This window comes from Streptomyces sp. NPDC101181 (assembly GCF_044767975.1).
GTDB lineage: Bacteria > Actinomycetota > Actinomycetes > Streptomycetales > Streptomycetaceae > Streptomyces.
The window spans coordinates 54369-67239 of the sequence record NZ_JBIWOX010000006.1; the positions used below are offsets into that span (position 1 = coordinate 54369).

Sequence of the window (12871 nt, forward strand, 5' to 3'; positions counted from 1 at the left end):
GGGGGAATCATCCGGGAAGATCACACGTTGTGACTGGCGTACGTACTTCTCTGACGTAAGGATCCAATGACCTCCTCTTCCTCTCTTCCCCAGGACGCGCAGAACGCGCGGAGCGCCACGGAGTACACCACCGAGAGCCTCACCGAGGCCCGCCGGGCCGACGCCCTGATGGAAGAGGACGTCGCCTGGAGCCAGGAGATCGACGGAGCCCGGGACGGCGAACAGCTCGACCGCACCGAGCGCGCCGCCCTGCGCCGGGTGGCCGGTCTCTCCACCGAGCTCGAAGACGTCACCGAGGTCGAGTACCGGCAGCTGCGCCTGGAGCGCGTGGTGCTGGTCGGCGTCTGGACCTCGGGCACGGTGCACGACGCGGAGATCTCCCTCGCGGAGCTGGCCGCGCTCGCCGAGACGGCGGGCGCCCAGGTGCTGGACGCGGTGTACCAGCGGCGCGACAAGCCCGACCCGGCGACCTACATCGGGTCCGGCAAGGCGCTGGAGCTGCGTGACATCGTCCTCGAATCCGGCGCCGACACCGTCGTCTGCGACGGTGAGCTGAGCCCCGGCCAGCTGATCCACCTCGAAGACGTCGTCAAGGTGAAGGTGGTCGACCGGACCGCCCTGATCCTCGACATCTTCGCCCAGCACGCCAAGTCCCGTGAGGGCAAGGCGCAGGTCTCGCTCGCGCAGATGCAGTACATGCTGCCCAGGCTGCGCGGCTGGGGTCAGTCGCTCTCCCGTCAGATGGGCGGCGGCGGTTCCAGCGGCGGTGGCGGTATGGCCACCCGCGGTCCCGGTGAGACCAAGATCGAGACGGACCGGCGCCGGATCCGCGAGAAGATGGCGAAGATGCGCCGGGAGATCGCGGAGATGAAGACCGGCCGCGAGATCAAGCGGCAGGAGCGCAAGCGCAACAAGGTGCCCTCGGTCGCCATCGCCGGATACACCAACGCGGGCAAGTCCTCCCTGCTCAACCGCCTGACCGGGGCCGGCGTCCTGGTCGAGAACGCCCTGTTCGCCACCCTGGACCCGACCGTCCGCCGGGCCGAGACCCCGAGCGGCCGCGTCTACACCCTGGCCGACACCGTCGGGTTCGTCCGGCATCTGCCGCACCACCTCGTCGAGGCGTTCCGCTCCACCATGGAGGAGGTCGGCGAGTCCGATCTCATCCTGCACGTGGTGGACGGCTCCCACCCGGTGCCCGAGGAGCAGCTCGCCGCGGTGCGCGAGGTGATCCGCGAGGTCGGCGCGGTCGGCGTCCGCGAGATCGTCGTGATCAACAAGGCGGACGCGGCGGACCCCCTGGTCCTCCAGCGCCTGCTGCGCAACGAGAAGTACGCCATCGCGGTCTCGGCCCGCACCGGCGAGGGCATCGAGGAGCTGCTGGCGCTCATCGACTCCGAGCTGCCCCGCCCGTCCGTGGAGATCGAGGTGCTCGTGCCGTACATCCAGGGAGCGCTGGTCTCCCGGGTGCACGCCGAGGGTGAGGTCCTCTCCGAGGAGCACACCGCCGAAGGCACCCTGCTCAAGGCCCAGGTCCACGAGGAGCTGGCCGCCGAGCTGGAGACCTTCGTCCTCGCCGCGCGCTGACGGCCGCACCACCCCGCACACGCCGAAGGCCCGGCCCGCACCCTGCGCAGGGTGCGGGCCGGGCCTTCGGCGTACCGCTACCGGCCCGCGTACTTCTCGCTCACCGCGCGGTAGACGCCCTCGGCCTCCTCGCCGAGCCGCGGACCGGCCAGCCAGCCCGCGGTGACCGGTCCGATCGAGGTGTTCGAGACCAGGGCGGGCTTGCCGTCCCGGCCCGTCGCGACCCAGCCGCCCCCCGAGGAGCCGCCGGTCATGGTGCAGCCGATGCGGTACATCGTCGGCTGGCCCTCGCGCAGCGCCAGCCGGCCCGGCTCGTCCTCGCACCGGAGCAGCTTCTGACCGTCGTAGGGCGGCGCGGCCGGGTAGCCGGTCGCCGTCATCCCGTCGATCTCCGGCACCGCGGGAGCGTCGAAGTCGACCGGCAGCGCCGAACCGACCGTCTCCTCCAGCGACTTGCCGCCCGCGCCCTTCTCCGGCGTCACGTGCAGCACCGCGAAGTCGTACGGCGCCCCCTGCCCGCCGACCGACGCGCCCTGCTCGATCCACTGCTGGGAGGTCTGGGCCCACCGGCCCCACCACACGCCGTAGGGCGCGATCTTCTCCCTGGGCGCGGCCTCCAGCTCCGCCTGCGACAGACCGTCGTTGTTGTACGAGGGCACGAAGGCGATGTTGCGGTACCAGCCGCCCTTCTTGCCCGCGTGCACGCAGTGCCCGGCCGTCCACACCATGTTGGACCTGCCGGGGTTGGCGGGGTCCTTCACGACCGTCGCGGAACAGACCATCGAGCCCTGCGGACCGTCGAACAGCAGCTTCCCGGACTCCGGGGCATTGTCGTGGTACGGCGTCGCGACACCGGCCGCCCGGACCGGGGCGGGCGTCGGATCGGTCACACCCTCGTCACCGGAGATGTCGTTGTCCACCGGGTTCTCCGGGGGCTTGTCGGCCTCCCGCATCCGGTCCGGGTCCCAGAGCCCCTCGATGACCGGGTTGACGAAGTCCCTGGCCTCACGCAGCCACTTGTCCTTGTCCCAGTTCTTCCACTCGCCGTCGCGCCACTTGTCCGGGTCGATCCCGTGCTCCTTGAGCCGGTTCTTCAGGTCGTCCGGAATCGCGACCTTGCCGTCGGAGCCCTGGTCGGTTGAGGCGCTGGGCGAACCGCCCCCGTTGTCCTCCTCGGGGCCGCAGGCGGTGGCGGTGAGCGCCAGGACGGCGGTGATAGCCGTCGCGGCGAGCGCCGTGGAGCGCGTGCGCCGAACGCGCCTGCCGCGGCGCGCGGTATCGGTCGGGCGAATGGGTCGCATCTCGTGATCCCCCTGGGACTTCGTCACTCGGTACTCGGTGCTGCACTGCGGACAATCCGGCGCGGAGGCGAGTGCTCCGCACCGCTGTGCGCCCCCACTATGCCGGGTGCCGATGGTGACGGTTCCCGGCAGGTCCGCGGTTCCGCCGCCGCGTGGATGTCCCGACGCACCCGTGATCCATCGGGTCCGGCGTCGTTGGTACGTACGGGGGACACCAGGACAGCGTTCACCCCCTCAGTCCGTCCGCGCGAGAACGTGCCGACGTGCAACGCAACTGTTACCGCAGGAGGATCAAGAGCCGTGTCCGTGACCGAACCCGCTCCGGTGGCACCGCCTCCCGCGCACGAGGGCATCCTGCGCCGCCAGTCGCTGCGCGAGTCGGCGGCCCGCACCTACGCGCGGTCCCTGCCGATCGTCCCGGTCCGGGCCCGCGGGCTCACCATCGAGGGCGCCGACGGACGCCGCTATCTGGACTGCCTCTCCGGCGCGGGCACCCTGGCGCTCGGCCACAACCACCCCGTCGTCCTCGAAGCCATCCGCAAGGTCCTCGACTCCGGCGCCCCCCTGCACGTGCTGGACCTCGCCACCCCGGTCAAGGACGCCTTCACCACCGAGCTGTTCGCCACCCTGCCCCCGGAGCTGGCCGGGAACGCCCGCATCCAGTTCTGCGGCCCCGCCGGTACGGACGCCGTCGAGGCCGCCCTCAAGCTGGTCCGCGCCGCGACCGGACGCACCGGACTGCTGTCCTTCACCGGCGCGTACCACGGCATGACCGCCGGGGCGCTGGAGGCCTCCGGCGGCGCGGCCGACGTCCGGGTGACCCGGCTGCCCTTCCCGCAGGACTACCGCTGCCCCTTCGGCACCGGCGGTGAGCGCGGCGCGGCCCTCGCCGCCCGCTGGACCGAACACCTGCTGGACGACCGCAAGGGCGGTGTGCCCGCCCCGGCCGGGATGATCGTGGAGCCGGTCCAGGGCGAGGGCGGCGTCAACCCCGCCCCCGACACCTGGCTGCGCGCCATGCGCCGGATCACCGAGGAGCGGTCCATCCCGCTGGTCGTGGACGAGGTGCAGACGGGCGTCGGCCGCACCGGCGCCTTCTGGGCCGTCGAGCACAGCGGCATCGTCCCGGACGTCATGGTGCTGTCCAAGGCGATCGGCGGCTCCCTCCCGCTCGCCGTCATCGTCTACCGCGCTGAGCTGGATCTTTGGCAGCCGGGCGCGCACGCGGGTACGTTTCGGGGCAACCAGCTCGCCATGGCGGCGGGCGCGGCCACGCTCGCGTACGTCAGGGAGAACCAACTGGCGGAGCGCGCGGCGGTCCTGGGGGCCCGGATGCTCGCCCGCCTGACGGAGCTGCGGGCTCACCATCCGGCGATCGGTGACGTACGGGGGCGTGGACTGATGATCGGCCTGGAGCTGGTGGATCCCGAGCGCGCGCCCCTGTCCGCCGACGCGGGCGACGCCGACCCGGCGCCGCCGCCGGACCCGGCCCTCGCCCTCGCCGTCCAGCAGGAGTGCCTGCGCCGCGGCCTCATCGTCGAACTGGGCGGCCGGCACGGTGCCGTCGTGCGCCTTCTGCCGCCCCTCACCCTCACCGACGAGCAGGCGACCGCCGTCGTCGACCGTCTCGCCGACGCGCTGGCCGCCGCAGAACGCGCGCCGCACCGTCGGGCCACCGCCGGATCGATCAGCTGATCCCGGAATCCTCACAAGGAAGAGCGCCGTGAACCCCACCCCCGCGCCCGAGGCCGACGGCCCCGCCACCCCCCAGCACCGAGGGCAGGACCGAACGGCCGCCCCCGAGACGGCCGAGGCGACGACCGTGCCCCGCCAGAAGGACGTCCACCGGGACGATGCCGAGCCCCTGACGCCCGCCGCCGGTCCCGCCTCCGGCCGCGCGCAGGGCGCACCCGACGCGCTCGACGACCCGGACCCGCTGCGGGCCGCCGACGCCGCGGGCACCGAGAGCCTGCTGCGGTGCTGGACCCGGGAGACCGGCCTCGCCCGCCCCGACGGCGACACCCTGCGCATCGCCTTCCCCGCCAGCGGCACCGCCCTGCTCGTCCCTGTGCGCTACTGGTCCGCCACCGGCGCCCACCGCTTCGGCGCCCCCGCCCTGGAGAGCGCCCCCGGGGCCCCGCCCGCCGACGCCGTCACCGTCGCCGCCCTCATCGCCCGCGAGGGCGGGCGGAGCGGGACGGCCGACCTGGTCGCCCGGGTCGCCGACTCCGTACGGCACACCGCGGGCTTCATCGAGCAGCGGCGACGCGCTCCGGCCGACCCGGCCGGGTCGGGCCCCTTCCTCACCGCCGAACAGGCGCTGCTGCTGGGCCACCCCCTGCACCCGACGCCCAAGAGCCGCGAAGGGCTCTCCGAGGCGGAGTCCCGCCGCTACTCGCCGGAGCTCCACGGCTCCTTCCCGCTCCACTGGTTCGCCGTCGACCGGACCCTGACCGCCACCGACTCCGCGTGGACCGAGGGAGGCCCGGCCACCGCCGAGGAACTGCTCGCCCCGCACGCCGAAGGGCTGACCCGGCCCCCCGGCACCGTCGCCGTCCCCGTCCACCCCTGGCAGGCCGCCGACCTCCTGCACCGCCCCCAGGTCCGCGCCCTCGCCGACGCCGGTCTGCTCCACGACCTCGGCCCGCACGGCGAGCAGTGGCACCCCACCTCCTCCATCCGCACCGTCCACCGGCCCGGGGCGCGGGTGATGCTCAAGCTCTCCCTCGGCGTCCGCATCACCAACTCCCGCCGGGAGAACCTCCGCAAGGAGCTGCACCGGGGCGTCGAGGTCCACCGCCTCCTGTCGACCGGGCTCGCCGAGCAGTGGCGGCGGGAACACCCCGGCTTCGACATCGTCCGCGACCCCGCCTGGATCGCCGTCGACGACCCCGAGGGCGACCACGTCACCGGGCTGGACGTGATGCTCCGCCACAACCCCTTCGGCCCGTACGACGACGCCGCCTGCGTCGCCGGACTCACCGCCCAGCGCCCCCGGCCCGAAGAGCCCGCGCTGCGCTCGCGGCTGGCCGAAGCGGTCGCCCGCCTGGCCACCCGGACCGGCCACACCTCCCACGACATCTCGGCCGAGTGGTTCCGGCGCTACCTGGACCATGTCGTGCGTCCGGTCCTCTGGCTCGACGCCCACGCGGGTGTCGCCCTCGAAGCCCACCAGCAGAACACCCTGGTCGTCCTCGACCCGGACGGCTGGCCCGCCGGAGGCCGCTACCGCGACAACCAGGGCTACTACTTCCGCGACTCGCGCCGCGCCGAGCTGGAGAGGCGGCTGCCCGGCATCGGCGCGGTCAGCGACACCTTCGTCTCCGACCCGGTCACCGACGAGCGGTTCGCGTACTACCTCGGCATCAACAACGTCCTCGGGCTGATCGGGGCGTTCGGTGCCCAGCGACTGGGTGACGAACAGGAACTCCTCACCGTTCTCCGCCAGTTCCTCACCGAGAACGCGGAACTGGGATCGTCTCTGCCCGGGTATCTCCTGGAGAACCGCCAACTGCGCTGCAAAGCCAACCTGATGACCCGACTGCACGGCCTGGACGAGCTGGTCGGTCCGGTCGACACCCAGTCCGTCTACGTCACCATCGCCAACCCGCTCTACAGCTGAACCACCGCACCGGTCACCGTCCGACCGCGCCCGCACCCACCGACCGCACCCGGTCCAGAGAGGAGAGCGCCACCGTGCCTCCCGCCGACGCGCCCGCGGAACCCGACACCGCACCGGAGCCCGCGGGCCCGGCCGCACCGCACGACGCCGACAGCGGGGGCGGCGGAGGCGAGGACACCCTCGACCTGGGGCTCACCGAGGAACTGCTCGCCCTGATCGCCGAGGAGCACGCGCAGGCCCGGGGCGCGCGGCCGGGACCGGCGGGCGGGAGCAGCAGGTCCGCCGCACCCCTCCCGGACCTGCTGGGCGCCCCCGCGACCTGGCCGCCCGCGGCCACGCGGGCGGGGGAGTTCCGCCTGCTGCCCGTCCGGCCCGATCGCGATCTCCCCCTCCTGACCCGCTGGATGAACGACCCCGCCGTGGCCGCCTTCTGGGAGCTCGCTGGGCCCGCGTCCGTCACCGCCGGCCATCTGCGGCCCCAGCTCGAAGGGGACGGCCGCAGCATCCCCTGCCTCGGCCTGCTCGACGGAACCCCCATGAGCTACTGGGAGATCTACCGCGCCGACCTCGACCCCCTGGCCCGTCACTACCCGGCCCGCCCCCACGACACCGGCCTGCACCTCCTCCTCGGAGGCGTGAAGAACCGGGGCCGGGGCGTGGGCACCACCCTGATCCGCGCCGTCGCCGACCTCGTCCTGGACAATCTCCCGCTGTGCGGGAGGGTCGTCGCCGAGCCGGACCTGCGCAACACCCCGTCCGTATCCGCGTTCCTCAGCGCCGGCTTCCGCTTCTCCGCCGAAGTGGAACTCCCCGACAAACGCGCCGCGCTGATGATCCGCGACCGACCACACCGAGCACAGCTGTGACCAACTCGCCGCACTGTCCACACCGCTCGAACCTCATAGGTTCCATCCGGAGGAGTCCCCGTGCCGACATATCCCGCGAGCCATGATTCAGCCGAGTCCCCGCAGCTGTTCAGTCCGCCGGAGCTGAACCGGGAGATCTGGGACCGCGCCGGAGCCCGGCTGCTCGCCAAGATGCTCGGCGAGTTCGCCTACGAGGAGATCATCGAGCCCCTCCCGCAGCCCGGCCCCGGCGGACTCCACCTGCTGACCCTCGACGACGGGGGAGTGCTCGGCTTCACCGCCCGCCGCGGCGTCTACGGCAGCTGGCGCGTGGACCCCGACTCGATCGAGGAGACCCGGCGTCCCCCGGGCGCCCCCACGGCGCCGCCCGCCGACGCGCACCCGAACGGCTCGCCCGCGCCCGCCGACGCGCCCGCCCCCGGCCACACCGACGCCCGGTCCAACGGCTCGGCCGCCGCACCCCGCCCGTTCCGCGACCCGCTGCGTTTCCTCACCCGGGCCCGGGACCTCCTCGGCCTCGACGGCACCACCCTCGGCCACCTGATCCGCGAGCTGACCCTCACGCTCACCGCCGACGCCCGCCTGGACCACAGCGCGCTCACCGCCGACCGGCTCGCCGCCCTGGACTACGCGGAGCTGGAGGGCCACCAGACCGGCCACCCCTGGCTGGTGGCCAGCAAGGGGCGGCTCGGCTTCTCCGCCGCCGACGCGGCCCGCTTCGCCCCCGAGACCCGCGCCCCGCTCCGGCTGCCGTGGATCGCGGTCAGCACCCGCATCGCGGAGTACCGGGGCGTCGGCCGCCTCACCACCCCCGGCCGCCTCTACGCGGAGGAGCTGGACCCGGACCTGCGGGACGCCTTCGCCGAGACGCTGCGCGCCCGGGGCCTGGACCCGGAGCGGTACTTCTACCTCCCCGTCCACCCCTGGCAGTGGGACGAATGGATCGTCCCGCTCTTCGCCCCGGCCATCGCCGACGGCGACATCGTCGCCCTGCGCACCGACGGCGACGAACGCCTCCCGCAGCAGTCCATCCGCACCTTCGTCAACGTGGCTCGGCCCGACCGGCACACCGTGAAGCTGCCGCTCTCCATCCTCAACACCCTGGTCTGGCGCGGCCTTCCGACCGAGCGCACCGTCGCCGCCCCTGCCGTCACCGCCTGGGTGCAGGGCCTGTGCGAGGGCGACGCCTTCCTCCGCGAGACCTGCCGGGTGATCCTCCTCGGCGAGGTCGCCTCCGTGACCGTCGAACACCCCCTGTACGACCGCCTCCCCGAAGTGCCCTACCAGTACAAGGAGATCCTCGGCGCGATCTGGCGCGAACCCCTGCCGCCCCGCCTCGCCCCGGGCGAACGGGCCCGCACCCTCGCCTCCCTCCTGCATACGGACCCGGCCGGCCGCGCGTTCACCGCCGAGCTGGTCGAGCGCTCCGGACTGGCCCCGGCCACCTGGCTGAAGCGGCTCTTCGCCGCCCTGCTGCCGCCCCTGCTGCACTTCCTCTACCGCTACGGCACCGTCTTCTCCCCGCACGGCGAGAACGCCATCGTCGTCTTCGACGAGAACGATGTCCCCGTACGCCTCGCCATCAAGGACTTCGTCGACGACGTCAACATCAGCGCCCACCCGCTGCCGGAGCACGCCACCATGCCCGCTGAGGTCCGGGCCGTCCTCCTCACCGAGGAGCCGTCCTTCCTCACCCAGTTCATCCACTCCGGTCTCTTCGTCGGCGTCTTCCGCTACCTCTCGCCGTTGTGCGAGGAGCAGCTCGGCGTCCCCGAGGACGAGTTCTGGTCACTCGTCCGGGCGGAGATACTCCGCCACCACGCCCGCTTCCCGGAGCTGAAGGAACGGTTCGAGCTGTTCGACATGCTCACCCCGGAGATCGAACGCCTCTGTCTGAACCGCAACCGCCTGCATGTGGACGGCTACCGCGACCGGGCCAGCCGCCCGCACGCGGCGATCCACGGCACCGTGCCGAACCCCCTGCACCCCTGCGCCCGGGACCGGGAGTGACCGCCGTTGTCACTGGTGCGCCGTAGGGTGGTCGGGCTATGACGAAGCCATCCCTCCCCGAGCTCCTGCACGCCGCCGTCACCGCCGTCGGCGGTACGGAGAGGCCCGGCCAGGCCACCATGGCCGAGGCCGTCGCCGCGGCCGTCGACGACCAGTCCCACCTCCTCGTCCAGGCGGGCACCGGCACGGGCAAGTCGCTCGGCTATCTGGTGCCCGCCCTGGCACACGGGGAGCGGGTCGTCGTCGCCACGGCCACCCTCGCCCTTCAGCGGCAGCTCGTGGAGCGGGACCTTCCGCGTACGGTCGAGGCGCTGCACCCGCTGCTGCGCAGACGCCCCCAGTTCGCCATGCTCAAGGGCCGGTCGAACTACCTCTGCCTGCACCGCCTGCACGAAGGGGTCCCGCAGGACGAGGAGGAGGGGCTCTTCGACCAGTTCGAGGCGGCCGCGCCCTCCAGCAGGCTCGGCCAGGACCTGCTGCGGCTGCGGGACTGGTCCGACGAGACGGAGACCGGTGACCGGGACGATCTGACCCCGGGCGTCTCGGACCGGGCCTGGGCGCAGATCTCGGTCTCCTCGCGCGAGTGCCTGGGCGCGACGAAGTGCGCGTACGGAGCGGAGTGCTTCGCGGAGGCGGCCCGGGAGCGCGCCAAGCTCGCGGACGTGGTCGTCACCAACCACGCGCTGCTCGCGATCGACGCCATCGAGGGCGCGCCGGTGCTGCCGTCGCACGAGGTCCTGATCGTCGACGAGGCCCATGAGCTGGTCTCCCGGGTCACCGGGGTCGCCACCGGCGAGCTGACCCCCGCCCAGGTCAACCGCGCGGTCCGCCGGGCGGCGAAGCTCGTCAACGAGAAGGCGGCCGACGCCCTCCAGAGCGCCGCCGAGGGGTTCGAGCGGGTCATGGAGCTGGCACTCCCGGGCCGCCTCGAAGAGGTCCCCGAGGACCTGGGGTACGCGCTGATGGCCCTGCGCGACGCGGCGCGTACGGTGATCTCCGCCATCGGCGCCACCCGCGACAAGTCCGTGGAGGACGAGAACGCGGTCCGCAAGCAGGCCCTGGCCTCGGTCGAGTCGGTCCACGGCGTCGCCGAACGCATCACCCAGGGCTCCGAGTACGACGTCGTCTGGTACGAACAGCACGACCGGTTCGGGGCCTCCGTGCGGGTGGCTCCGCTCTCCGTGTCGGGGCTGCTGCGCGAGAAGCTCTTCACCGAGCGCTCCGTGGTGCTCACCTCGGCCACGCTGAAGCTGGGCGGCGACTTCAACGGGGTGGGCGCGTCCCTGGGCCTGGCCCCCGAGGGCATGGCGGGCGAGGACGTGCCGCAGTGGAAGGGGCTGGACGTCGGCTCCCCGTTCGACTACCCGAAGCAGGGCATCCTCTATGTCGCCCGGCACCTGAACACCCCGGGCCGTGAGGGCTCCCGTACGGACATGCTCGACGAGCTGGCCGAGCTGGTGGAAGCGGCGGGCGGGCGCACGCTGGGCCTGTTCTCCTCCATGCGGGGGGCCAAGGCCGCGGCCGAGGAGCTGCGCGGCCGGCTGGACAAGCCGATCCTGCTCCAGGGCGAGGAGACCCTCGGTGAGCTGATCAAGAACTTCGCGGCCGACCCGGAGACCTGCCTCTTCGGCACCCTGTCGCTCTGGCAGGGCGTCGATGTCCCGGGCCCCAGCTGCCAGTTGGTGGTCATGGACCGCATCCCGTTCCCCCGGCCCGACGATCCGCTGATGAGTGCCCGGCAGAAGGCGGTCGAGGAGGCGGGGGGCAACGGGTTCATGGCGGTGGCGGCGACGCACGCGGCTCTGCTGATGGCTCAGGGCGCGGGCCGGCTGGTCCGGGCGACGGGCGACAAGGGGGTGGTGGCCGTCCTCGACTCCCGGCTGGCCAACGCCCGGTACGGCAGCTATCTGCGCGCCTCGCTCCCGGACTTCTGGTACACCACGGACCGCAATCAGGCGCGCCGCTCACTGGCCGCCATCGACGCGAAGGCGAAGGCCGAGGGGGTCTGACGAGGCCCCTCCCGGGGACTCGGGGCTCCTGCCTGGCAGACGACGGGCGGAGCGGACATGGCAAAGCCCCGGGACCGACGTCATGACCGACGTCCTGAGATGTCCCCGGGGCGGTTGCCGAGACCGGCGTGCGCAGCAGGCCTTCGGGCCTCAGACCCGGCGCAGCACCGCCACCACCTTGCCGAGAATCGTCGCCTCGTCGCCGGGGATGGGCTGGTACGCGGCGTTGTGGGGGAGCAGCCAGACGTGGCCGTCCTCGCGGCGGAAGCGCTTGACCGTGGCCTCGCCGTCGAGCATCGCGGCGACGATGTCCCCGTTCTCCGCGACGGGCTGGCGGCGCACGGTGACCCAGTCGCCGTCACAGATCGCGGCCTCGATCATCGAGTCTCCGACGACCTTGAGAACGAACAGCTCGCCGTCGCCGACGAGCTGGCGGGGGAGCGGGAAGACGTCCTCGACGGACTCCTCCGCGAGGATCGGGCCACCGGCGGCGATCCGGCCCACCAGCGGTACGTAGGAAGCGGCGGGCTTGCCCGTCGTGTCGGTGGGCTGGGTGCTGGGCTGGTCCGAGCCGCGCACCTCGTAGGCGCGGGGCCGGTGCGGGTCGCGGCGCAGGAAGCCCTTGCGCTCCAGAGCCATCAGCTGATGGGCGACGGACGACGTGCTGGACAGACCCACCGCCTGGCCGATCTCCCGCATCGACGGCGGGTAGCCCCGCCGCTGCACGGAGTCGCGGATGACCTCGATGACCCGCCGCTGCCGGTCCGTCAGCCCCGAGCTGTCCGCCCGGATGCCCGGCGGCCTCCCGGGCAGGGACCGCCCGGCGCGCGCGGGCTCGGTCCCGTCCGTGTTCGTGACTGAGTCATTCATGGCATGCACCGGCTCAAGTCGGCTCGGGGAGCGGTGGTCCCGGGCGGTGATGGTGGCACTGTCTGCGGTGGTGGTCACGTCGGCCCCTCTCGAATGGTCTCCCTAGCTGGACAACGGTAGTAGCTTTCGAAAGGTTGCGCCAAACACACGTTCGAGTGAAAAACGAATAAAGCCCTATCGCGGGGCTTCCCGCAGGTGTATGAGCGCACTGGGCGCGGCGCCGGGCCGGGTGGCGGAGGACCGGGGCGCCGCCCTGTGTCGCCCGGAGCCGCGCCCAGTCTTTCATCAGGTTCGCGGCTTCTCGCCGGGGCTCGGCGGCCGGGCTCCCGGCGGCCGGGCGCCCCGGCCCGTCCCGTGCCCTCCTCCCTGGCTTCCCCGGCTTCCCCGGTCGGCGCGGCTCCCGGCCGTCGTTCCGGGCTCCGACACGCGCGGGGGTCGATAACGCGACCCAACCCTAGATCTAGTGGTTGGATTGTTCCGGTCACCCAGAAGTTGTGGTCCCGGTTCGGTCGAGCCGAGGTCATCGCCTATGCTGGGGACTGCCTCCAAGGGTCCGCGACGGGCCCCCAAGGGGCTCCACAGTCGTGCGTGTGAGGGAGGGGTTGG

At 72.8% G+C, this 12871-nt stretch carries 8 protein-coding genes; 6 read left to right on the plus strand and 2 right to left on the minus strand.

Features of this window, described 5'->3' with window-relative positions:
* Positions 1-66 precede the first annotated feature (66 nt).
* Positions 67-1587, plus strand: coding sequence for a GTPase HflX (hflX, locus tag ACIRRU_RS11450; RefSeq protein ID WP_403678807.1), 1521 nt, complete (start codon positions 67-69; stop codon positions 1585-1587).
* 77 nt (positions 1588-1664) lie between these two features.
* Here hflX and ACIRRU_RS11455 read toward each other — a convergent pair whose 3' ends face one another.
* Positions 1665-2888: a trypsin-like serine peptidase gene (locus tag ACIRRU_RS11455; protein WP_403678809.1), complete on the minus strand. Its 1224-nt coding sequence runs from the start codon at positions 2886-2888 to the stop codon at positions 1665-1667.
* 300 nt (positions 2889-3188) lie between these two features.
* Here ACIRRU_RS11455 and ACIRRU_RS11460 point away from each other — a divergent pair, with 300 nt between their 5' ends.
* The 5 genes from ACIRRU_RS11460 to ACIRRU_RS11480 all read left to right on the plus strand — a co-directional run bounded on the left by ACIRRU_RS11460 (position 3189) and on the right by ACIRRU_RS11480 (position 11395).
* Complete coding sequence (locus tag ACIRRU_RS11460; protein WP_403678811.1) at positions 3189-4583, plus strand: diaminobutyrate--2-oxoglutarate transaminase family protein; 1395 nt, start codon at positions 3189-3191, stop codon at positions 4581-4583.
* A gap of 28 nt (positions 4584-4611) precedes the next feature.
* A complete protein-coding gene (locus tag ACIRRU_RS11465; RefSeq protein ID WP_403678813.1) occupies positions 4612-6510 on the plus strand; it encodes an IucA/IucC family protein in 1899 nt (632 codons plus the stop codon).
* A 74-nt stretch (positions 6511-6584) separates the two neighbouring features.
* Complete coding sequence (locus tag ACIRRU_RS11470; protein ID WP_403678814.1) at positions 6585-7376, plus strand: GNAT family N-acetyltransferase; 792 nt, start codon at positions 6585-6587, stop codon at positions 7374-7376.
* Positions 7377-7436: 60 nt separating this feature from the next.
* The gene (locus ACIRRU_RS11475) at positions 7437-9386 is read left to right on the plus strand and encodes an IucA/IucC family protein (protein WP_403678816.1); all 1950 of its coding nucleotides are present in this window, start codon (positions 7437-7439) and stop codon (positions 9384-9386) included.
* A gap of 38 nt (positions 9387-9424) precedes the next feature.
* The gene (locus ACIRRU_RS11480) at positions 9425-11395 is read left to right on the plus strand and encodes an ATP-dependent DNA helicase (protein ID WP_403678818.1); all 1971 of its coding nucleotides are present in this window, start codon (positions 9425-9427) and stop codon (positions 11393-11395) included.
* A 150-nt stretch (positions 11396-11545) separates the two neighbouring features.
* On the opposite strand, the gene lexA is transcribed toward ACIRRU_RS11480, so the two are convergent.
* Positions 11546-12343 (minus strand): transcriptional repressor LexA, encoded by a 798-nt coding sequence (lexA, locus tag ACIRRU_RS11485; RefSeq protein ID WP_403678820.1) that lies wholly within the window; start codon positions 12341-12343, stop codon positions 11546-11548.
* Between the last annotated feature and the right edge of the window lie 528 nt (positions 12344-12871).